The 21,826-nt window shown below is 53.5% G+C and carries 18 protein-coding genes and 3 pseudogenes; 13 read left to right on the top strand and 8 right to left on the bottom strand.

Features of this window, described 5'->3' with window-relative positions; all coding sequences use genetic code 11:
* The 3 genes and pseudogenes from ACMGEE_RS20860 to ACMGEE_RS20850 form a co-directional block, all read right to left on the bottom strand.
* Positions 1-153, bottom strand: a pseudogene (locus ACMGEE_RS20860) (hydroxypyruvate isomerase); the annotation flags it as partial.
* On the bottom strand, positions 153-1,163 hold the full coding sequence (locus tag ACMGEE_RS20855; protein WP_301731068.1) for a Gfo/Idh/MocA family oxidoreductase: 1,011 nt from the start codon (positions 1,161-1,163) through the stop codon (positions 153-155). The gene ACMGEE_RS20855 and the pseudogene ACMGEE_RS20860, both read right to left, overlap by 1 nt.
* Positions 1,164-1,177: 14 nt before the next feature.
* Complete coding sequence (locus tag ACMGEE_RS20850) at positions 1,178-2,626, bottom strand: sugar porter family MFS transporter (protein ID WP_436830590.1); 1,449 nt, start codon at positions 2,624-2,626, stop codon at positions 1,178-1,180.
* 184 nt (positions 2,627-2,810) lie between these two features.
* Between ACMGEE_RS20850 and ACMGEE_RS20845 the strand changes: the two genes are divergently transcribed.
* On the top strand, positions 2,811-4,787 hold the full coding sequence (locus ACMGEE_RS20845) for a sigma-54-dependent Fis family transcriptional regulator (RefSeq protein ID WP_436830589.1): 1,977 nt from the start codon (positions 2,811-2,813) through the stop codon (positions 4,785-4,787).
* A gap of 150 nt (positions 4,788-4,937) precedes the next feature.
* Entirely contained in the window at positions 4,938-5,552 is a 615-nt protein-coding gene (locus ACMGEE_RS20840) for a TetR/AcrR family transcriptional regulator (RefSeq protein ID WP_253461434.1), read from the top strand.
* A gap of 263 nt (positions 5,553-5,815) precedes the next feature.
* On the opposite strand, the gene ACMGEE_RS20835 is transcribed toward ACMGEE_RS20840, so the two are convergent.
* Positions 5,816-6,340: a VOC family protein gene (locus ACMGEE_RS20835; RefSeq protein WP_253461432.1), complete on the bottom strand. Its 525-nt coding sequence runs from the start codon at positions 6,338-6,340 to the stop codon at positions 5,816-5,818.
* Between the two features lie 41 nt (positions 6,341-6,381).
* A complete protein-coding gene (locus tag ACMGEE_RS20830; protein ID WP_436830588.1) occupies positions 6,382-6,948 on the bottom strand; it encodes an NADPH-dependent FMN reductase in 567 nt (188 codons plus the stop codon).
* A gap of 123 nt (positions 6,949-7,071) precedes the next feature.
* Between ACMGEE_RS20830 and ACMGEE_RS20825 the strand changes: the two genes are divergently transcribed.
* Entirely contained in the window at positions 7,072-8,001 is a 930-nt protein-coding gene (locus ACMGEE_RS20825; protein WP_253461429.1) for a LysR family transcriptional regulator, read from the top strand.
* Positions 8,002-8,166: 165 nt separating this feature from the next.
* On the opposite strand, the gene ACMGEE_RS20820 is transcribed toward ACMGEE_RS20825, so the two are convergent.
* Positions 8,167-10,008, bottom strand: a complete 1,842-nt coding sequence (locus ACMGEE_RS20820; protein ID WP_436830587.1) for a hypothetical protein — start codon at positions 10,006-10,008, stop codon at positions 8,167-8,169.
* A gap of 288 nt (positions 10,009-10,296) precedes the next feature.
* Here ACMGEE_RS20820 and ACMGEE_RS20815 point away from each other — a divergent pair.
* From ACMGEE_RS20815 to ACMGEE_RS20805, 3 genes and pseudogenes are all read left to right on the top strand, one after another.
* Positions 10,297-10,613, top strand: a pseudogene (locus ACMGEE_RS20815) (NUDIX hydrolase); the annotation flags it as partial.
* A 294-nt stretch (positions 10,614-10,907) separates the two neighbouring features.
* Complete coding sequence (locus ACMGEE_RS20810) at positions 10,908-11,249, top strand: DMT family transporter (RefSeq protein ID WP_436830586.1); 342 nt, start codon at positions 10,908-10,910, stop codon at positions 11,247-11,249.
* Complete coding sequence (locus tag ACMGEE_RS20805; protein ID WP_436830585.1) at positions 11,250-11,573, top strand: SMR family transporter; 324 nt, start codon at positions 11,250-11,252, stop codon at positions 11,571-11,573.
* A 312-nt stretch (positions 11,574-11,885) separates the two neighbouring features.
* Here the strand turns inward: ACMGEE_RS20805 and ACMGEE_RS20800 are convergent, their stop codons facing one another.
* Together ACMGEE_RS20800 and ACMGEE_RS20795 are read right to left on the bottom strand one after the other, a co-directional pair.
* Positions 11,886-12,899: a zinc-dependent alcohol dehydrogenase family protein gene (locus ACMGEE_RS20800; protein WP_436830584.1), complete on the bottom strand. Its 1,014-nt coding sequence runs from the start codon at positions 12,897-12,899 to the stop codon at positions 11,886-11,888.
* 129 nt (positions 12,900-13,028) lie between these two features.
* Positions 13,029-13,178, bottom strand: a pseudogene (locus tag ACMGEE_RS20795) (GrpB family protein); the annotation flags it as partial.
* A 449-nt stretch (positions 13,179-13,627) separates the two neighbouring features.
* On the opposite strand from ACMGEE_RS20795, the gene ACMGEE_RS20790 reads away from it, so the two are divergent.
* The 7 genes from ACMGEE_RS20790 to ACMGEE_RS20760 all read left to right on the top strand — a co-directional run bounded on the left by ACMGEE_RS20790 (position 13,628) and on the right by ACMGEE_RS20760 (position 21,678).
* Positions 13,628-14,605 carry a DUF1852 domain-containing protein gene (locus ACMGEE_RS20790; protein WP_436830583.1) on the top strand — a complete coding sequence of 326 codons (978 nt, stop codon included), beginning with the start codon at positions 13,628-13,630 and terminating at the stop codon, positions 14,603-14,605.
* A 27-nt stretch (positions 14,606-14,632) separates the two neighbouring features.
* Positions 14,633-15,664, top strand: a complete 1,032-nt coding sequence (locus ACMGEE_RS20785; protein ID WP_436830582.1) for a methionine synthase — start codon at positions 14,633-14,635, stop codon at positions 15,662-15,664.
* Positions 15,665-15,930: 266 nt separating this feature from the next.
* A complete protein-coding gene (locus ACMGEE_RS20780) occupies positions 15,931-17,475 on the top strand; it encodes a methyl-accepting chemotaxis protein (protein ID WP_436830581.1) in 1,545 nt (514 codons plus the stop codon).
* Positions 17,476-17,878: 403 nt separating this feature from the next.
* Positions 17,879-18,124 (top strand): YmjA family protein, encoded by a 246-nt coding sequence (locus ACMGEE_RS20775; protein ID WP_436830580.1) that lies wholly within the window; start codon positions 17,879-17,881, stop codon positions 18,122-18,124.
* A gap of 235 nt (positions 18,125-18,359) precedes the next feature.
* Entirely contained in the window at positions 18,360-18,929 is a 570-nt protein-coding gene (locus tag ACMGEE_RS20770; protein WP_436830579.1) for a C40 family peptidase, read from the top strand.
* Positions 18,930-19,573: 644 nt separating this feature from the next.
* Positions 19,574-20,836, top strand: a complete 1,263-nt coding sequence (locus tag ACMGEE_RS20765) for a YbiU family protein (RefSeq protein WP_436830578.1) — start codon at positions 19,574-19,576, stop codon at positions 20,834-20,836.
* Positions 20,837-20,928: 92 nt separating this feature from the next.
* Positions 20,929-21,678 (top strand): DeoR/GlpR family DNA-binding transcription regulator, encoded by a 750-nt coding sequence (locus ACMGEE_RS20760; RefSeq protein WP_253461409.1) that lies wholly within the window; start codon positions 20,929-20,931, stop codon positions 21,676-21,678.
* The last annotated feature ends 148 nt before the right edge of the window (positions 21,679-21,826 follow it).

Genomic DNA, 21,826 nt, shown 5'->3' with positions numbered 1-21,826 from the left:
CGCGCCGGTGGCGGCCAGCGCATCAATGTCTTTACCGGCCCATCCCCAGATTTCGACACCAAACCCCAGCGCATGAATACGCTTTACCCGCTCCACAAACGGCAGATCGAGGAAGACCATTTCGGCGCAAACGGAAAGCTGATAGCTGTTCATTAGCGTGCGTCCAGTTTGACGGGCTGACATTGTTTAACTGATTCAATGCAGGCCAGCGCAATTTCGAGCGCGTTACGCGCATCTTTGCCCGTAGCACGCGGCGTTTCGCCGGTGCGGATACAGCGCGCAAATTCGGCCATCTCCGTCACATAGGCTTCACGCAGCAGCTCGGAATCCATGCGGGAAGTTTCAATAACAATGCCGCCCTCGTGATAGCGCACGCAGTTGGTAGCGTTGATATTGCCCGCCTGCAGCATGCCTTTGCTGCCAAAGACTTCACCGCGGACGTCATAGCCATAGACCGCCTGAAAATTGGCTTCCGCCGTCGCGATGGCGCCATTGTCAAAGCGGATAGTCACTACAGAGGTGTCCAGCAGGCCTTTGTCTTTAAAATCCGGACGCACCAGCGCGTCGGCCAATGCGTAAACCTCCACCGGTTTTGCGCCGGGGTTAAAATGCAGCAGCGTATCGAAATCATGGATAAGCGTTTCAAGAAAAATGGTCCACTGCGGGATGGGGGCCGGATCGCGCAAGGCCGGATCGCGAGTGACCGAACGGCTTAACTGAGTCGTGCCGTTCACGCCCGATTTCACCGCCGCAATCGCAGCGGCAAAGCCGCCGTCAAAACGACGGTTAAAGCCGACCTGCAATACCACACCGGCATGGCTGGCCGCCGCGATCGCACGGTCCGCTTCCTCAAGGGTTACCGCCATCGGCTTTTCGCAAAAGACGTGTTTTCCCGCGCTGGCGGCCGCTATGACCCATTCAGCATGAGTACGTGCGGGGGCAGCAATAGCAATGGCGTCAATGTCCGGGTCCTGCAACAGCGCATGAAGATCGCTGTAGGCTTTTGCCACGCCGAGCTTTTGCGCCAGCTTTTCCGCCGCGCCGGGCTGCGGATCGGCTACGGCCGCCAGCGTCGCGCCCGGCACGCGCCAGGCAAGGTTTTCAGCATGGAAACTGCCCATCCTTCCTGCACCGATAAGTCCCACTCGTACAGTTTTCATCATCACAGCACTCCTTATTATTTAGTGTTTGCCCAGTCGGGCAGGGAAGATTGTTCAGCGGGCCGCGTCGCCCTGGCTGCGAAGCGGCGGGATTTGGAAAGCATCAGCGGTTCGATATGTTCAAGAGAGACGCCACGCGTTTCCGGCAGGAAGCGCTGTACGAACCAGAACGCTACCAGGCATCCCACCGTGCACAGCATCAGCGGAAAAGCGCCGTGGAAATGCGTCATCAACAGGGCGCTGCGGTTCATCATGGGGAAGCTTTGCGTGACGATAAAATTCGCCACATACATGGAAGAGAAGGCGAAACCCATCGCCACGGCGCGCATGCGATTAGGGAAAATCTCTGAAATTAGCAGCCACGCGCCAAGACTCCACGACAGCCCGAAAATCAGAACGAAGGCCACCAGCCCAATCACCGGCAGCATGCCGTCAATCTGCGCGATAAACGCCCATGAGGTGAACATCAGGCACAGCGCGCATCCTATTGCGCCCCAGCGCAGCAGCGGCTTCCGGCCAAAGCGGTCGATGGTGCTCAGACAGACTGCCACGCCCGCCAGCAGCGCCACGCCCAGAAAAATGCTTTGGAACAGCGAATCCTGGGTGCTGCCGGTAATGTTCTGCAGCAGGGACGGCGCGTAATAAAGCAGGATATTGATACCGGAAACCTGCTGCAAAATGGCGATCGCGCAGCCTGTCAGCAAAATGTAGCGTGCACGCGGGTCGCGCAGAATGCCGCGCTGGCTGGACTGGGCAGGTGCGTCCTGAGAAGAAGCCAGAATTTCCGTGAGTAAACGCTCGGCGTGTTGCGCGTTGGACAGGCGGGTCAGCACCTGGCGAGCGCGATCCGTTTTACCTTTCAGCGCCAGCCAGCGGGGAGATTCCGGCATCAACGGCACCAGCAGCAGGAACAGCGCGCAGGGCACCACGCCGGAAGCCAGCATCCAGCGCCAGCCCTCGCTGACGATCCAGGCATGCGGCATACCGCGCGCAATCAGATAGTTAACGATATACACCGTGACCTGGCCGCCAACCATCAGCATTTGCTGCAGGCCAAGCATACGGCCGCGCCAGTCCTTGGGGGAGATTTCCGCGATATAGAGAGGGGTAATCGCTGACGCCATTCCTACCGCCAGCCCGCCAATTAGTCGATAGAGCACAAAACCCGTCAGCGAATGGGCGAGAGCGGATCCCACGGCGGAAATAACAAAGAGTACGGCGGTAATAATCAACGTGGACTTGCGCCCGATACGGTCTGAAATGTATCCCACGCCCCATGCGCCCGCCACGCACCCCAGAATAACGTTTGAAACGGCCCAGCCGCTTTCCCACGCAGAAAGGTTGAGATGTTCTGTTAAAGGCTCAATTACGCCGGAGATCACCGAAGCGTCATAGCCAAGGATCACGCCGCTGAGTGAAGCAATCGAACAGATGAAAAGAATCAACCGGATATTATGTTTACGCATCACAACCCCTTTCCTTTTAACGCTTTCAACGTGTCTGTAAGAGGTATTGCAAAGGGGATGCCAACCGGTAGGGGCCTGTAATGTGAAGTACCACACAGTTAGAGATCACAAACTGGAAACAAAATTTACATGTCAACTTAACATGTAAATAAAATGGACATTCCAGACCTGAAAGGATGTGTAGATGAAAAACCTGAGCCGGCTACCCTTTAAAGACGAGAGCGATCCTATCTTCAGCCTGCCGGACAGCACGGAAGTCACGGAGTGGGACAGCCTGCTGTGGCAAGGCTGGCACAGCTTTACGGGCGGCAAACAGCCGGGCTGGATGCGGCAAAGCATTTTGCATTCCTGGCAGCGTTCTCGGGCGCTTAATATCGATCCGGAAACGTTCAGCTATATTTCCCCATCGCCAGACGAACTGGCCGCTATCCTGGAACAAAATGCAGAGATGATTCAGGTTGCGCGCAGCATTATGGAAAACCTGCTGGCCTATAATCCGGACGGCCATATCAACCTGACGGATGCTGACGGGGTAACCTTGTATTATTGCGGTGCCGATCTGACGCCCGTTGGCAGCATTTTGCGTGAGGAGGTGCTGGGCACCAACTGTACCGCGCGCTGCCTGATCGAACAGCGGCTGGTATACGTGTTAAGCGGTGAAAACTGGAAGCTGGATCTGCGTAGAAGGCATCGGCAGTGCGCCGCCGCGCCGGTGCGCGATAAGAACGGCAAGCTGGCTGGCGTACTGACGCTTACCGCCACGCCGGATAAGTTCAACACGCACACGCTGGGCACCGTTCAGGCAGCGGCGGAGACGATAGGCCAACAGCTGCAGCTGCGTCATTTGCTCGCCGAGCAGCAATCTATCCTGGAAACGCTGAATGAAGGGGTAATCGTCTGTGACCGCCACGGCAGCATCAAAACGCTTAATCGCTATGCCCGCCAGATTTTTTGTGGCCTCGATCCGGAAGCGGGATCCATTGATGCGCTGCTGCGTCCGCAGGACGTCTCGCTGCTCAGCCTGCCTTTCTGTAACGATCGCGAGCTGCTTTTTATGCCCGGCGGCAAAGAGCCGGTCTCCTGCCTGGTTTCACTGATGCCCGCGCCTGACGGCGGGCGCGTATTGTCTCTGCGCGAAAACCAGCGTATCCGCGCCATTACCCGGCGGGTGATGGGCGTGAGCGCCAGCTATACGTTCGATATGATCCGCGGCTATTCGCTGCCGCTGCAGCAGGCTATTCAGCAGGCAAGGGCCAGTAGCCGCACCGACAGCACCGTGCTGTTGACGGGTGAAAGCGGCACGGGTAAGGAGCTGTTTGCCCAGGCGATCCATAATGCCGGCCCGCGCCAGCAGGAGCCTTTCGTGGCGCTGAACTGTGGCGCGCTGCCGCGTGATCTGGTACAGAGCGAGCTGTTTGGCTACGCTGATGGCGCATTTACCGGCTCGCGGCGAGGCGGATCGGCCGGAAAATTTGAGCTTGCCGACGGCGGAACGCTGTTTCTCGACGAAATTGGCGAAATGCCGCTGGAAGCACAAACCAGCCTGCTTCGGGTGATCCAGGAAAGCGAAGTGGTGCGTATTGGCGCCGCGCATCCTCTTAAGGTCAACGTCCGTATTATTGTCGCCACCCACTGTAATTTGTCCGATGCCGTGGAGAAAGGCGCTTTCCGCCGCGATCTGTACTATCGCCTCAATGTTGTTTCCCTCAATATTCCCCCGCTACGCGAGCGACGTGAAGACATACCGGGCCTGGTAAATACTTTCATTCAGGCGCTTTGTAACCGGCTGAAGCGCATCGCCCCGGCTGTTTCACCGCAGGCGATGGCCTGTTTACAGGCCTGGCAATGGCCCGGCAACGTGCGCGAGCTGGAAAACCTGGTCGAACGGATGGTGAATTTATGCGAGGGGATGAAAATCAGCCAGCAGGATCTGCCCGAGGAGATGCGACAGGGAGATCCTGTTGCTCAGCCAGCGTCCGGGCAGGCTTCGCTGCATGAAAAAGAGCGCCAGCACGTGCTCGAGGTGTTGAGTGCAAATAAGGGAAATATGCGTCAGTCGGCCCGGCTTCTGGGAATTTCACGCACTGCGCTTTACAATAAATTAAATCAGTGGCAGGTGGATCTCATTGCCCTGCGCAAAAACATGCGCAGCCCGGTGTAGGCTGGTGAAGCATGACGGCACAGTTGCACAGCGCGTACAACGTCAGTGCCGGAAAAACACTAAGCGGGCCCGATGTGCGTTAAAATGGTGACCAGACTATATTGCGGTCACATTTCGTTAACGGGAGCTCACTGAGCGAAGCTAAAAAAAATGACTGAACAAAAACTTCCTGCCGCCACGCGCGGCCCGTCCGATCACACCCTTCGTGACCAGATTGTCAATGCCGCCATGGAGTACTTCAGCCATTACGGCTTTGAGAAAACCACCGTGTCCGATCTGGCTCGCTCGGTGGGCTTCTCCAAGGCGTATATCTATAAGTTCTTCAGTTCAAAACAGGAGATAGGTGAAGTCATCTGCGCCAGCTGCCTTACGCAGATAACCCAACGTCTGAACGCCGCGCTGGAAGAGGCGCCTTCGGCCACGGAGAAAATGCAGTGCCTTTTTCAGACGCTTACGGTGGCGGGGAGCGAGCTGTTTTTTCGGGAACGCCGCCTTTTTGATATCGCTGCTGCGGCTTCGCGCGATCGCTGGTCGTCGGCAGAGCGGTATGAAGCCTGGCTGCGCGAAACCACCGTTGCCATTCTGCGCGAGGGGCGCGAGGCGGGAGAGTTTGAGCGTAAAACGCCGCTGGACGAAACGGCTGCCGCTGTTTATCTGGTGCTCAGGCCCTACGCCGATCCGGTGCAGCTGCAGGCCGCCCTTGATACGGCCAAAGAAGATGCCAGCCGCCTGGCTGCGCTGGTGCTGAGAAGCCTTGCGCCTTGATTGCCTATTTTTTGAGGCATGGCTCAGAGAAGGGCGCACTTATGCTGCTATTAAATAAGATAACTTATGCGCTGGCCCGATCCCTTTTTGCCCGCCTGCCTGCTGACCGCGCATGGCGACAGCCAGCGCGGCCAGGCTGCGTCAAGAGGCGCTGACAGACCTTAAAAGCGCTCAGCAGAGAGATGCGGCGGGAGTCGGGGCAACGGTGAATTGCCCCTCGTTATTGGCTTTTAGAAAAAGTCAGGCCTGCGCAACCACGATATTTACGGCTTCCAGCGTCGCAGGGAAGTACTTTCTTCATAGGGAAGCCTGGAAGGCAGTGAGATTAATTCAATTACGCTGCCCCAGGGCGTCCGGCCGTAGCAGAAAAAGTTATTGTCTCCTGCCTCGGTCGGAAACATCAGCGGCTGCGGAGACGTAAACATTTTCCCGCCGGCACGCTCAAACAGGCCGATGGCTTCGTTAATGTCATCAACGTAAACGGCAAAATGCTGGATGCCGTAATCGCTGGGCCGTACGGGCTGATGCTGCTCCGGCCCCTGCATTTCAAACAGCTCAAGGCCGGGGCCGTGCTGTAGTTTCATCATCCTGACCGTGGTGATTCTGGTTCCCGGAAACAGGTTCAGGATACTTTCCGTCTCTTCGCCTTTCACGTCGTCGTCCGAGGGCGACACGGAGTCGTAGATAACTTCAGCCCCAAAAGCTTCTGAAAAGAAGCGGGTTGCTTCTTCAATATCAGAAACGGTGATGCCAACATGGTCCATACCGCGAACGGTGCCGGTAGACATAATTTCCTCCAAAGATTTTACAGACAGGGTAAAGGTGTTGCTCAGCTCTGCTTTACCGCCATTTCTGCCAGCGCGCTGAGCTGAGCCGCAATCAGGCTGCGGGTATCCGCATCCGTTATGGTGCAGCTTTGCGGATCGAGCCGGGATGAAGCCTGGCTAATCATCACTTCAGGCTTGTTCAGGACGCTGCCGTCCAGAAAGACCAGGATCTGACGCAGATGATATTGTGCCCGGGCGCCGCCTATGGCACCGGGCGAGGCCGTCAGTATGGCGACGGGTTTGCCGGCAACCGGCGTGTCGGACAGGCGTGAAAGCCAGTCCAAGGCATTTTTAAGGGCACCCGGCACGGAATAGTTATATTCAGGCGTGACGATAATCAGCGCGTCCGCTGCCGAGATCGCTTTGCCCATTGCCATCACGGTCTCGGGAAATCCCTGGGCTTGCAGATCGGCATCATAGGGCGGGATATCGCCCACAGAGCCGAGCGGGCTGATGTCCACGCCTGGCGGCGCCAGCGCAGCAAGATTTCGCGCCACAACCGCATTGAAAGACCCTGCCCGAAGGCTGCCCAGCAGGGACACGAACGTAAGGGGTTTTGTCTGTGACATAACGATTTCCCGGTTCAGACGAATTTTCCGGCCGTGGCCGGTCGTGTGTTTATATGCTGACTTCAGTCTGGTATAGAATTAAACATCGATAAACACGCTATAAGTCGCCAGTGAGTAAACTTTATGTCTACCGAATTAACGGCCGAATCCCTGCGGGGGATCACGAATTTTGTTATCACGGCAAAATCGAGCAGTTTTACCGAGGCCGCAGAGCAGCTGGGCATCACAAAATCCGCGGTCGGCAAGAGCGTGGCAAGGCTGGAGGAAAGGCTGGGTACACGGCTGTTCCACCGTTCAACCCGTAAACTGAGCCTGACCAGCGATGGAGAAGCCTATCTGACAAGCTGCCTGTCGGCGCTGGAAATCCTGGACTCTGCTGAAAACATGCTCAGCAGACGTCAGGACAACCCTGCGGGCACGGTTCGTATCGATATGCCGGCATCATTTGGTCGCAACCTGATGATGCCGATACTGCTGGAGCTGACAGCCCGCTATCCGGCTTTGCGGCTGGCGCTGACCTTTAATGACCGTCTTATCGATCCGGTTGAGGAGGGGGTGGATCTGGTGCTGCGCCTGGGCGAACTGCAGAGCACGGATGAGCTGATTGCCCGGCGCCTGAGCCGGCAGCGTCTTTTCCTGTGCGCGTCCCCCGGTTATCTTGAACAACACGGCGTGCCTGACGACATTGAAGCGCTGAAAAAGCACCGCTGCATAATGGGCTTCCGGCGCGGGGCGCCCCTTGCCTGGCGGCTACGTCCGGTGGCAGAGCGGGAAATAAAGTTTATATCCGGTACGGCGCATCAGATAAGCGACGGCGATGCCATGCTGCTGGCCTGTCTGGCAGGGGCGGGGATTGCGCAGTTTCCGGAGTCGATGGTGGGCAGCCATATCACCGCCGGCCATCTTGTTACCATCATGGCCGATCACATGCCGGTTCCGGTTGCGCTTAGCGTAGTCTGGCCCCGGACGCGCCATCTCATTCCGAAAGTCCGGATTATTGTGGACGAACTGCTGAAAAAAGCCGACGAGGGCTATTTCGGCGAGCTCAGGTAGCGTTTTTGTCAATACGCAGTTGATTTCACGCCTGTTTACTCACTTTCGGCAGGCTTATATTCTGGCCGTCCCGTAGACGGGTACACGCAGCTGCGCCGTCATCACTTTACGTCGGCAGCTCAGCAGTCAGCCTGCTTATAAGACCCGGCAAATAAAAGATGACGGCTATCCGCTTTTCTCACTGTCCATAAGTAAATGCGCAGGCTGGCCGGTTTCGACCATACGCAACATCAGGCTGAGCTCTGCCGGTGAAAGAATGCCTTGTGCGATATTATTTTCAATGCGGTCATGCCGGTCAATTTTCTCCCTGCCAGCAAGATTATTTTCCGACAGGCTTTTGACAAGGGCTTGCCGATCGCCGTCACCCGGCCCAAGAGAAAGTTTGGCCCTCAGGTTGTCAGCAACAATTTCCTTACCCAGATTCTTCAGCTCCACCTCCGTGTCATTATCAATATACCCCGCTGATGCCTCTGTAATCAGACGGTTATAGGGGATACGTCCCTGCCAGGGAGCATGGCGTTCAGGCGTGAACAGGGATTTAGGTTCAAGGTAAACGACGTTATGCCCTAACAGACTCAGCGGTTCAAGCGCGCCGCTGCGCACGCCGATGAAGGCTTTCCCGTTTGATTTCTGCATTATCCGATCAAGAAAATACCACTGATTGACACGCTCTTTCAGAAGCGCAGATTTTTGCCAGAATTTGCTGAGGTCGGGCGTACTGCGATTTTCCCAGGGATGGCGATCTTCAATGCGATTTTTGTACTCATTTCGGAAGCCGTCCCCGATATAGGCTACCGGCGTTCCCTGCTTTTCCAGCGCAGCGTGGATAAGCTCAAACATACGGGGATTGGCAAACGCCTCTTTCTGACGGGCAGAGGCGGCGTCACGAACCGGCGTCTCAAATGGCTTGTTTGTTTTCCATAATAAGACGGAGTTATCTTTCAGGCCCGTTTCCTTAATCGTGCTGTCAACAAGGCTGTCAAGCTCTGCCCGGGCCTCTTCATTAACCAGGCCATAAACCAGCTTTCTGATTTCAGCGCCGGAACGCACCGGATCATCATTGTCTTCCCAGTGTTTTGCCATCATTACCGTCGTTGCGGAGATATGGAAGAGATGGCTGTCGGGTGAGGCATTCTGTGGTTCACAAATGGCGGATTTTTCTCCCAGTACCGTGGTGAAATTTTTCCGGTTCTCCGGATCGTTAAAACTGCCGCTAATGTGGTTCAGCGGGGTTTCACCGTCATAGCGCACTACGGAAAGCCGTTTGTTGATATTTTCCTGACTCACGCCAGACTTTTTCAGGGCATCCGTAATGATTTCAAATGCTTCCATGGCGTATTTTTTTTCAGCAGGCAGTACCGGTTGCTTCTCGCTGTAGCCGATGGTGAGCTTCATTTCCGGATACGTCAGCATTGTCAGAATGGCAGAATACCGATCGCCCACGGCATAACCCGGCATGAATACAGCGGAAGGCTGATTTTTGATATCCGGTATGGTGTTCCATACCGCTTCATCATGGGGCCAGAGTGTGCCGCTGAGTATTCCCTTCCCTGTTTTTTTATCGATCCAGGCTTCCTGATTTTTCCCAACGGTCTTTGCACTGGCACCATAACGTCTTCCACGCTCAGAAGCCTGTCTGCGAAAATCATTCAGGACATCGCTGTCATGAATGACATCTGGTGACGAGGCTGCGCGCGGCAGCAAAACCGATGGGGGACGGAGATTATTGTCAAACCTGGCCAGATGTTTTTTATCGCCTTCCACCATGCTACGGGACAGTGCATCTTTGTATCCCACAAGCAACTTTCTGTCGCCGGAGATCCCCTTGTCTGCTTCCGGGTGATGATCGTGCTGTTTCGCCTCAGAGGAGGGCTCTGTAGGCGGTTCGCTGTCACGGGCGGAGGCCGCGCCCGCTGTCAGGCGACCTTCATCTGCAGACGTATTACTGGAAGGTGAGTCACCGACAGGAGGCTGATTATGAGTATGTTTATGTCCGGAAATATACATGGCTTTCTTTGTTCATATTGGTGAGGATTATTAGAGTGGTTGGAAAGTTTATTTTGTTCCTTTATCAACTATTACTATCGGAAAAAATAACCTCAAAGGGCCCATGGACGCCCTACCGGGCCTTCTGTACGGATACACCCCGTAATCAACCTGAAGCAATTCATCATCCTGCTAAAGCACCGTAATGTGTTTTTGCCGTAAAACCTCAAGCATTTGTTTATCAGACTCACCATCTGTGATCGGCGTGCTTGCCAGCGCTAGCGCCAGGTCGCCAATAGCAAACGCAGAACGCCCGAAGCGCGCATTGTTGCTGAAGCTGAGGAGGAAACAGGATATAGGGTAAAGCAGACAGAGAAAGTGATGGAAGCCTGTATGAACCCGGGCTCGGTGGCAGAGAAACTTTTTTTATCGCGGAATACGACGATGACGATCGGCGCAGCATGGGCGGCGAACTGGCCGAAGAAGGCAAGGACATTCAGGTGCTGGAATGGCCTCTGGCGCGCGCGCTGGCCGCAATACGAAGCGGGGAAATAGCGGACGCCAAAACCATTATGTTGCTACAGTACCCTGCACTGCATCTTGATCCTGAAGCCTCTTTATCATGATGATCCTTAGCGCTGGCCCGGTTCGCAGCGGGACAGAGGGAAACCAGTCACGCATTTCTGCAAAAGCGGGATCGGGTGGTATTACAGAGCTGTCAAAAAGGGCATACGGCAGGAGTGGCAGTTTGCGGCAGTCCTGCAGAATTGCTGATGCTCTATAAAAAATTGTTATCACGTTCGCCGCTTCTGCTGAATAACCTTTCGTCCTGTGTCTGATTTATAATTTTCAGGGATATGCCATCAGCGTGCCGTTGCGGTGTACACTAACGAGCTGGATTCAAATCACCATAATATGGAGTGTATGTGCCCCGGGCCTGGTTTTTTCTTTTAATGGCAATAGTGTCTGAAGTAAGCAGCGTTATATTGATGAAATTATATTCAAAGCAAGGCAATCTCGCGGGCATGTTGTTCATGTATTTCGCCATCGGTTTGTCTTTTACTTTTATGGCGCTTGCGCTGAAAAAAATCTCACTTGCGGTAGCTTACGCAACCTGGGAATCACTGGGTCTGCTCGCGATAGCCGTTATTGGCAGCTTCTTCTTCAGAGAGCATCTGAGCGTACTTCAGCTTACGGGAATTGGCCTGTTGCTGGGGGGCGTTGTAGTCTTTAATATCGCAGAAAATGCGCAGAATGAATAAATGTCGATATTTATCCCCTATTACTATCTTGCGATAGCCATCCTGCTTGAAGTAACGGCTAACGTCTTTCTTCAGCGTTCGGCCGGTATGGCCAAAAAGATTCCGGGCGCAGTGGGCATACTGCTTATTCTTGCATCCTTTACTGCGTTAGCGCAGGCCTTGAAAGGCCTGGAGATGGCCACTGCGTATGCCATATGGGGAGGCTGCGGCATTCTTTTAACCGCACTGTCCGGATGGATTATTTTCAGGCAACCTCCTGATCGCAAAGCGTGCGCTGGCTTGCTTATGATTACGGCAGGCCTGCTGCTGCTTGAGCTTGGGTGATAATATTTTAAGCCTGCCACGATACTCTCTTTTGCTTCAACTCACCCAGCTGGCAGGCGCTTCTTGCCCTGCCTCTGTGTCCGCTAAGGCGCCAGAGTGGCAGCCACCGCATCTTTCGGGCTACTGACGCCTGGGTAAAGTAACGCAAGAAAAAATTATGCCGTTTACCGCACGCGCGTGGCGGCAAGCCTGTTATACATCTAGAGCGCCCGCAGTAGCCTGACTGCCTGCGCCAACGCGCGGTTATTCACGGCATCAGTCAGTGTTTCAGGTGACGGCCGTAAGGAAATGGCTTCCTTACGGCCAGCAACGTCACCATTCAACGCAGATTTTACCCACGTGAGCGCCGCTTTGCTGATAAGAGAAAGCCTCGCCAAGCTCCTCATATTTAAAAACACGATCGATTACCGGCTTCTTGTTCATTATCTCAAGGGCTTTAACAAAATCACACTGATCCTGGCGGCTTGCCACAATCACGCCTTTAATTTGCACCTGCTTCGCCAGAAGGGAAAGGACAGACAAGGCAGCCTCATCGCCTGAAAGGATACCAATCTGCGCAATATGACCGCCTACCTTGATCGATTTCAGGGATTCATTCAGGGTTGCCGGTCCGCCTACTTCGACCACATGGTCTACGCCAAACCCTTGGGTCAGCTCAAGAACTTTATCTCCCCATGCAGGCGTTGTTCTGTAATTGATAATTTCATCAGCGCCCAGTTCGCGCACAAAGGCGAGCTTTTCATCGGAGGATGAGGTAGCAATGACTTTGGCCCCCATTGCTTTAGCTATCTGTAAAGCAGCGACGGAGACGCCGCCGGTTCCCTGAACCAGCACCGTTTCTCCTGCCTTAAGGTGCCCGTCTGTTACCAGCGCCCGCCAGGCCGTCAAAGCCGAGGTGGTGATGGTGGCTGACTCTGTATGGCGCCACCCCTTCGGCGCATGGGTAAAGGCGTTTTCCGAACGTACAACGTATTCACTGGCCATGCCATCCACACCGTCGCCGGGCGTGTGCGCAAAGCCGCCCACGGTGGGTACAGGCTTGCCGGCCAGCCAGTTGGGAAAAAATGTAGAAACCACGTGTTCGCCTGCTTTAAACGCTTCAACGCCTTCTCCAACCTCCTCTACTATTCCCGCACCATCTGACAGCAGGATCCGTCCATCTTCAGTAGGAAACTGCCCGGTTGCGACGATTAAATCATGAAAGTTTAGCGAGCTGGCTTTAACCGCAACCCGAATTTCACCTTTGCCGGGCCTGCCCGGATCGTCAATATCTGACACGATAATGTTATCCAGGCCGCCGGGGGCTTTAAGCTGTATTGCTTTCATCGGGGATCTCCTGTTTGGGCATGCGTTTTATGTAATAACCCAGTTTAAACATAATTACAGGGTCACGCTGTCGAAGAGGGCCTTTTGTTACACTGGTGGAATTATAAAAAGCGTTTAAGCTGTCCGTCCGGCCACCTCCAGCAATATATCTATAACGGATTTAGCGGCTAAACCCGGTACTGACGTGCTGCCAATGTGATGGATCTGCGCAATGACGTTATTCAGCGTTATCTGTAGCAGCAAGCTTTCCGCTTCACAGCGCGCAGGCCACTGCAACAATCGTTACTTTTTGCATGTTTGCTCTTCCCCATTGCCTGGATATCGCCTTAATGAAGGCTGGATGCCTGGCTCGCAGACCGGCCGACAGGAAGGTTTTTTGCTTATTACCATGCCCCATATTGTAGCTTGCACACGGAAACGCTCTGTTTCTCTCCAGGGCGGCAGCGAGAAGAAGGTGAACCAGAAAAAATGCGGTACATGCTTAGCGGGCCGCCACCCGGCTGCCAGCTGTACATCCTCTTTGACAGGGATCTTTGCGCAACGGTAGTCCTGTCTCAGGTTTGATCATGAAGAAGGTTCATGTTCATTGAAAACAAATCACTTTTCCTCAACCAGCGACTCAGGCATAAAGTATGGATTGTTAATAACTTTAGATAATATGAAATCTGGGATGCCCTGAAAGGCAACAAATAAATCAGATTTATAACAAACCAGGATACCAGACGGCCATGAACAACGCGTTTACCTTTACCATTAAAAGCCTTCGTTTCGACGAAAACTATAACCCCTCCGGGAGTACGCGCATCACCACCAACTTTGCCAATCTGGCGAGAGGTGAGAGACGTCAGGAGAATCTGCGTAACGCTTTAGTGATGATTGATAATCGCTTCAATGCGCTGGCGCACTGGGATAATCCCAAAGCGGATCGCTATTCCGTTGAGCTTGAAATTATTTCCGCTGAGTTAAACGTTGAAGTGAAAGGCAATGCCTTTCCGGTGATTGAAATATTAAAACCTACCATTATTGATAAAAGCACCAGTGAACGTATCGCTGGTATCGTAGGCAATAACTTTTCCTCTTACGTACGCGATTACGACTTTAGCGTCTGGCTGCCGGAGTACAATAAAAGCCAGCCCGAATTTACTATCCCCGAAGACTTTGGCAAGCTGCATGGTAATATATTTAAACGCTTCGTTAATTCTGCAGCCTACAAGGAAAATTTTAATAAAGCGCCTGTGATATGCCTGAGCGTTTCCACTAAAAACACCTATTGCCGCACGACGAATCAGCATCCTGTATTAGGCTTTGAATATCAGCAGGATGAGCCTTCTCTGACCGATATCTATTTTGCCAAAATGGGGCTGCAGGCGCGCTATTTCATGCCGCCCAACAGCGTTGCGCCTTTGGCCTTTTATTTTCATGGTGATTTGCTCAGTGATTACACCAATCTTGAGCTAATCAGCACCATCAGCACGATGGAAACCTTCCAAAAAATTTACCGGCCTGAGATTTACAATGCTAATTCCGCCGCAGGGGCATTGTATCAGCCCAACCTGACACACCAGGATTATTCGTTAACCCGAATTGTTTATGATCGAGAAGAGCGCAGCCAGCTGGCTGTTGAGCAGGGCAGGTTTACTGAAGAGCACTTCATTAAACCCTACCAGACTATTCTTGAGCAGTGGTCTGCCAATTCCGCTCTTTGATAAACCGAAAATATAAGGTCATCTTTTATGAAAAAGCTTTTACCGACATCCACTGCTGGCAGCTTACCTAAACCTTCCTGGCTTGCGCAGCCGGAGACGCTCTGGTCACCCTGGAAATTGCAGGATCGGGAACTGATTGAGGGCAAGCAGGATGCCCTTCGCCTGTGCCTTGACGATCAGCTGCAGGCAGGCATTGATATCGTCAGCGATGGCGAGCAAACGCGCCAGCATTTTGTCACGACGTTTATTGAGCACCTCAGCGGCGTGGATTTTGAAAAACGTCAGATCGTCAAAATCCGCGATCGCTATGATGCGAGCGTTCCTACGGTCGTGGGCGAGGTGACCCGGCAAAAGCCCGTATTTGTTGAAGATGCTAAATTTTTACGTCAGCAAACCCAACAGCCTATTAAATGGGCCTTGCCCGGCCCTATGACCATGATCGATACGCTTTACGACAGCCATTATAAAAGCCGCGAAAAGCTGGCCTGGGAATTTGCCAAAATTCTTAATCAGGAAGCCAGAGAGTTAGAGGCGGCCGGTGTCGATATTATCCAGTTTGATGAGCCTGCTTTTAATGTCTTTTTTGATGAGGTTAACGACTGGGGAATTGCCGCGCTGGAAAAAGCTATCGAAGGGCTTAAATGTGAAACCGCCGTGCATATTTGCTATGGCTACGGCATTAAAGCCAATACGGACTGGAAAAAAACGCTGGGTTCAGAGTGGCGACAGTATGAAGAGGTTTTCCCTAAGCTGAAAACGTCGGCTATCGATATCATTTCGCTGGAATGCCAGAACTCTCATGTGCCAATGGATCTTATCGAACTGATCCGCGGTAAAAAGGTAATGGTTGGGGCTATCGACGTGGCGACCAATGCCATTGAAACGCCTGAGGAAGTAGCCAGTACGCTACGTAAAGCGCTCCAGTTTGTCGATGCCGACAAGCTTTATCCTTCCACCAACTGCGGCATGGTGCCTTTATCCCGTCAGGTAGCAAGGGGCAAGCTGAATGCCCTCAGCGCCGGCGCCGAAATCGTTCGTAAAGAAATTTTGGCCAGGTAACTTTGCTGACCAGCTAATCTTCTGAAAACTCAGTCCGGATTGGGCCATGCCAGCCGGACTGAGTGATAAATACCGTATTCAGCAACGTTATTCCCTGTCAGGATGTCTTCCAGCTATCTCCTGTTCATCCCGGATTATTCAGCGCTCCCTGTCCGCAACCTTTACCTGCGCATTGTGAAATACACCACATAATTTAATCGGTACTCTCAAGAGTTTCTTCACGGTGACGATACAAACAGTAATCATCTGCCTTTCGGTATTCTCCCATGAAAGTTTCAACCCGTATTGTCGGAGGCTTCGGCCTCATGGTACTGCTGCTGGTCATTTGCGCCGGCGTGGCTATCAATGCTCTTAACCACGCCCGGGACGATATGGGTGACGTGGTAAACATCAAAATGAAAAAGTTCCAGCTTGCGCTGGATATGCGCGCCAGCGTACGTGATTTGTCTATCGCGGTAAGAAACCTGGCGCTGCTGACCGACCCGAAGGAAATGGCGCCCGAATGGGAGCGCGTGCAGACCCAGAAACGCCTGTTCCTCAAAAATCGTGAGGAGCTGGGTCGGCTGATGGAAACGGATTCGGTACCGGCGGGCCGGGAGGCATACCGGAAAATAATGGAAAGAGAAGGACCGGCGCTGGCAAGCTTTGAAAAGGCAGGTCAGCTTGGATTGCAGAATCTGCAGCAGGAGACCGTGACTTACCTGATGACCGTCTCTCGTCCGGCGCAGCGGTCGCTGCAGGAAGCCCTCAATACCCTGACAGAGGTGCAGATGCAAAATGCCCGCGGCGCCGTGGAAAGCAGCAGCGATCAAAGCCGTCGCGCCGGGCTCCTGTTGGTCGGCCTGGTGCTGGTATCTGTCCTGCTTGCTGCCTGCACCGGTTTCATGACTATACGGATCCTGATGCGCCAGCTGGGCGGTGAACCGACGCAGGCGCAGGTACTGGCGGCAGCGATAGCCGACGGTGACCTGACGTCTCAGGTCATGCTTCGTCCCGGCGATAATACCAGCATGCTGGCATCGCTCGCCCGAATGCAGAATCGCCTGGGCGAACTGGTATCGAGGATTAAGGACGCTTCGGCTTCCGTAGCCCTTGCCTCTGATGAAATCGCCAGAGGGAATACCGAACTCTCGGCCCGTACTGAACAGCAGGCAGCTGCGCTGCAGGAAACGGCCGCGAGCATGGAAGAGTTAACCGCGACGGTGAAAAGCAACACGGCGGGCGCCACTTATACGGCTGGATCGGCGCGGGAGGCGGCCGCGCTTGTCCGTGACGGTGAAAAGAACGTGCGCCAGATGACCGAAACGATGGCCGATATCTCTGCCAGCGCGGCGAAGGTTCGCGATATTACCGGCACCATTGAGAGCATTGCCTTCCAGACGAATATTCTGGCGCTGAATGCGGCGGTTGAAGCCGCACGCGCTGGCGAACAGGGTCGGGGGTTTGCCGTGGTAGCCAGCGAGGTCCGTACGCTGGCGCAGCGTAGCGCGACGGCAGCACGGGACATCAAAGGCCTGATTGAAAACGCGGTGACCATGGTGGAGGCTGGCGTGGTAGTGGCCGACGGCACTGCGGAAAATATCATGAACGTGACCGGGAAGGTCAGCGAGCTGGCTGAGGCAATGGATGAAATCGCGCTGGCTTCAAACGAGCAGATGCAGGGCATTTCTCAGGTGACCGTGGCCGTTGGCCAGATGGACGGTGTAACTCAGAGCAACGCCGCGCTGGTAGAAGAGTCCACGACCGCTTCCCAATCGCTGGCGGAGCAGGTTCATGCCCTGAGAGGAATGGTGGATACCTTCCGCGTCTGAAGAGGAGAGCCCCGGGAGCAGGCTAAAAAGCCGCTCCCGGCTGGCTCGCTATGCAACCGATAAACCATCCCCGACGCTTTTCTTCTGTCCTTTGACTGCGTGCACGGCGGGTCATGACGCCTCTCAAGAGGATATCCAATGCCGGGCCTGAAACCGGAGCCGATCGCGCAAGGCTGCCCTGTGTCGCGCTATCAATGCCGGTGTACAGGCTGGACGAACGCAGTAAAATTATTAATATAAAACAGGATGCTACGTGTTAATCTTAGCAATCTTTAAGGCCGGGCCGGGCCGGTGCCTGGTGATGCCATTCTTACATTTGTCGTCTGACCGCAGCGATGAAATCGGCCCGGACGATGCAGAAAGCAGCTAAAATTGACGTTAAATTAAATTTTTGGAGTAGCTTATGAACGATGAAATCCCGCTTAAATACTACGACATCGTGGATGAGTATTCGACAGAATGCGCAGCACCCGTGGTTGAGGCAGAGCGTAAATCTCTGGCGCACTATTTCCAGCTGCTGCTCGATCGCTTATCAAATAATGAAGAGATTGGTGAGGACGCGCAGAAAGAGATGGCTAAAAAAGCCGGTATCAACGAGAGCCGTATCGATGATATCGCTTCGTTTCTTAATCAGTGGGGCAACGAGTAGTTTTGTCACAGCAGCCGTTAAGGCTGCTTGTCTGTGTCGGCAGCAATTTTTTCAGATAACTTTACTGAGCGAAAATTAGTACTCCTGTGTGATAATATTTATCGGAAATAAATCGCTGTAAATTTAAGTAAAAACGAATGATTTATAACAATAACGAACCGATGATATTAAGCCAAATTTAACCGTTATTTACCCCGTTATTCAGGGCTAAAATTCAGGATCCGGACAGGAAAAGATGCCACCATTACTCCCCCTTCGCACAATAACGGTTTTGGCGCTGATGATTGTGGCGGGCTGTTCTTCCCATAAGCCCGATGAAGCAAACGATAATAGTCTCAATACCACCCATCGCGCTGGCGAACCCGATCTTATCCCTGTTATCGCGGCATTACATGACCAGATGTACGCATGGGAAGGTACGCCTTACCAGTGGGGCGGTACGGAACTCTCCGGCGTAGACTGTTCGGGCTTTGTCTGGCGAACCCTTAAAGACCGGTTCAATTTACCCATGAAGCGAGTCACCACCAGCCAGCTGATCCATATGGGAAAACGTATCCAGCCCGATCGTTTGCAGCCTGGCGACCTGGTCTTTTTCCGTATTAACCGGCAGATGCACGTAGGCTTTTATGATACGGACCGGCATTTCCTTCACGCTTCGGCCAGCCGTGGCGTAATGCGATCGTCACTGGATAACGTTTACTGGAAATCGGTATTTCTGGAAGCGCGCAGGTTGCCGAACGAACACGGTGCCCGGATATCATTTAATTATGATGAAGACGATAAGAACGTTCTGGCTAAAAATTAACGCCGGTTCTGGATTTGCAATATATAAGCCTTCGGGCCAGGAAAAATATTTACAGGATCATAGCGTGGGCTGCCAGGACCACGCTGTGACACAGATTTTTCCTGACAGACTTCTTTATGCTGAGCAGTACAAACCGTCGAAAATATTTGTTTAATCTTCTCCGCACCTGCCGATGTTACAGACAATGGCTCCCCCTCGCTCTCCCTCCCGGCTGAAGATCCTTTAAACCTCCGCGCCTTCCACTGGCTGTCATCTGACAACACCGCACTGGTAAGAGATAATAAATGGGCACCAGCCTGATAAGAAAATAATGGGTCAGTTTCCAGAACCAGACTTATCAACTGATGAATTTTCTTCGTAGCTTCCCCGATCCATGCTTATGACAGCGCGTTCATTTATGCCTCCGCTTATGGGCCTTTCGGCCGTGCACAACAGTGAAAAATGCTCTTAAAACACGGCCGATAACCCTTCTTTATTACTGACTACCCTTCATCCAAATGCCCTTGCGCTGTTTTTAAGCCCTTTAATGTGATCTTCATCAGACTTTCATTGTTAAACAGATGTTGAATACTGGTCCTTTATTGTGAATGAAGGTTATATTTGTTTCACTCGAAACAAAGATGGCGAAAGCAGCGGAGAGCACCATGGACACCAGCTTCACTTCAGTCGATCAACCAGAAGACGCTAAGCAAAATATACGCCTGATGAAAAAGGCGCTCAGGGAAGAAATTGGCGATGTGGAAGGATTATTCGAACAGGTAAGAGCGAAGATTGTCGGCGAGCTCAAGGCGGCACGTACCGAAGAACAGCAGCAGGGCTCCGCATGGCCGGAAGTCAGCCTGCAAGAGATTGCCGCAGGACGTGTTTCGGAAGAGACCAAGAATTATATTCGCCGCAGGGGGTGTGTGGTGGTCAGGCAAACTTTCAACCGTGAGCAGGCGCTGGGATGGGATAAATCGATGCTCGACTACCTGGACGCCAACGATTTCGATGGCGTGTACCAGGGGCCTGGTGACAACTTTTTCGGTAGCCTCGACGCTTCACGCCCTGAAATCTACCCTGTTTACTGGTCTCCGGCTCAGATGGAAGCGCGGCAGAGCGACGCCATGGCGCAAACTCAGGCTTTCCTGAACCGGCTCTGGAAATTCGAATCGGCGGGTATACGCTGGTTTGAGCCTGATGTGAACATCATCTATCCCGACCGCATACGACGTCGTCTGCCGGGCACAACCTCAAAAGGGCTGGGTGCGCATACAGATTCAGGCGCGCTGGAGCGGTGGTTGCTTCCTGCTTATCAAAAAGTGTTCCGCAAAATTTTCTCGAACCGTTTTAATGAATACGATCCGTGGGACGCAGCCTGGCGTACCGATGTTTATGAGTACCAGGCCGGCACCACAACAAAATGTTCGGCATTTCGTACCTTTCAGGGCTGGACGGCGCTTTCTGATATGCAGGTCGGGCAGGGGCTGCTGCATGTCGTGCCGGTGCCCGAAGCAATGGCTTATTTGCTGTTGCGCCCGCTACTGAAAGATGTCCCGGAGGAGGAACTGTGCGGCGTTGCGCCCGGGAAAGTGCTGCCGGTGTCGGAAAAATGGCATCCTGAACTGATTCAGGGATTGTGCTCAATACCTTCACTCCAGGCAGGGGATTCAGTCTGGTGGCATTGTGATGTTATTCATTCCGTTGCCCCGGTAGAAAATCAGCAGGGCTGGGGAAATGTAATGTATATCCCGGCCGCGCCTCTCTGTGACAAGAACGCCGTCTGCGCGGCCGCCGTTGCGCAGGCGCTGGCATCAGGCGAATCGCCCGCCGATTTTCCACAGGAAGATTATGAAGTCACCTGGAAAGGTCGCTTCACCTCTGAAAAGCTGAACGCGAACGGGCGCCGCAGTCTCGGACTGGAATGAGACCCTTGCCGACCCGCTTTCGGCGGATCGGCAGCATTTGTAGCGGCCTGTCTTTCTGGTAAGCTTGCTAAAAAAGCTTACCGGCAGGCACCATGAACGTACGTCATCAGAATATTATTCAGCTCGTCAGTGAACGCGGCAGCGTCAGCGTCAGCGAACTTTCTCAAATCACTGGTGTTTCCGAGGTAACGGTACGTCAGGATCTGAACGTGCTGGAAAAAGGCGGTTTTCTGCGTCGCGTGCACGGATCGGCCGTTGCGCCTGAAAGTGATGATGTGGGCGCAAGGATGCGCACCCGCTATGCCGTCAAGAAACGTCTCGCAGAGCATGCGGCTTCACTGGTGAATGCCGGAGAGGCGGTTTTCATTGAGGGAGGCAGTACCAACGCGCTGCTGGCCAGGGAGCTGAGTGAAAGACGGGACATTACCATTATTACGGTCAGCCACTATATTGCCGGATTACTCAGGGAGACGGGTGGGGAGGTTATTATTCTTGGCGGCCTGTATCAAAAAAGCAGCGAATCCGTGGTAGGGCCGCTGACCCGACTTTGTATCCAGCACCTCAACTTCCATAAGGTCTTTATCGGCATAGATGGCTGGGACGCGTTGACCGGTTTTACCGGTCGTAATATGCTGCGCTGCGATGTCGTTAACGCCCTGATGGCTAAAAACACCCATACTATTGCGCTGACCGACTCGTCGAAATTTGGTCAGATCCATCCGTATCCGCTCGCCCCTGAACACCCTTTTAGTCACGTCATCACCGATACTGATTTACCCGATACCTGCAAAGAAATTCTTCAGGCGCAGGGGCTGCGTCTGGATATTATTGGTCCCGTCTGAGCCTGGGTTTATCGACAGGCAGCGCCGTTTTCTCTCGCGATATATTGCAACGCTATAAGAGGTTTAGTAAGGGCGGATTGGGCTATACAAACCTACGTGCCCGTTTGGATTTGGTCATTGGGAAAATCGGGTGCTGAAGGCAGGTATA

Origin of the sequence: Erwinia artemisiae (genome assembly GCF_051400835.1) — a bacterium.
Taxonomy (GTDB): domain Bacteria; phylum Pseudomonadota; class Gammaproteobacteria; order Enterobacterales; family Enterobacteriaceae; genus Erwinia; species Erwinia aeris.
The sequence above is the reverse complement of the archived record's forward strand: the minus strand, read 5'-3'. Positions and strand labels throughout refer to the sequence as shown.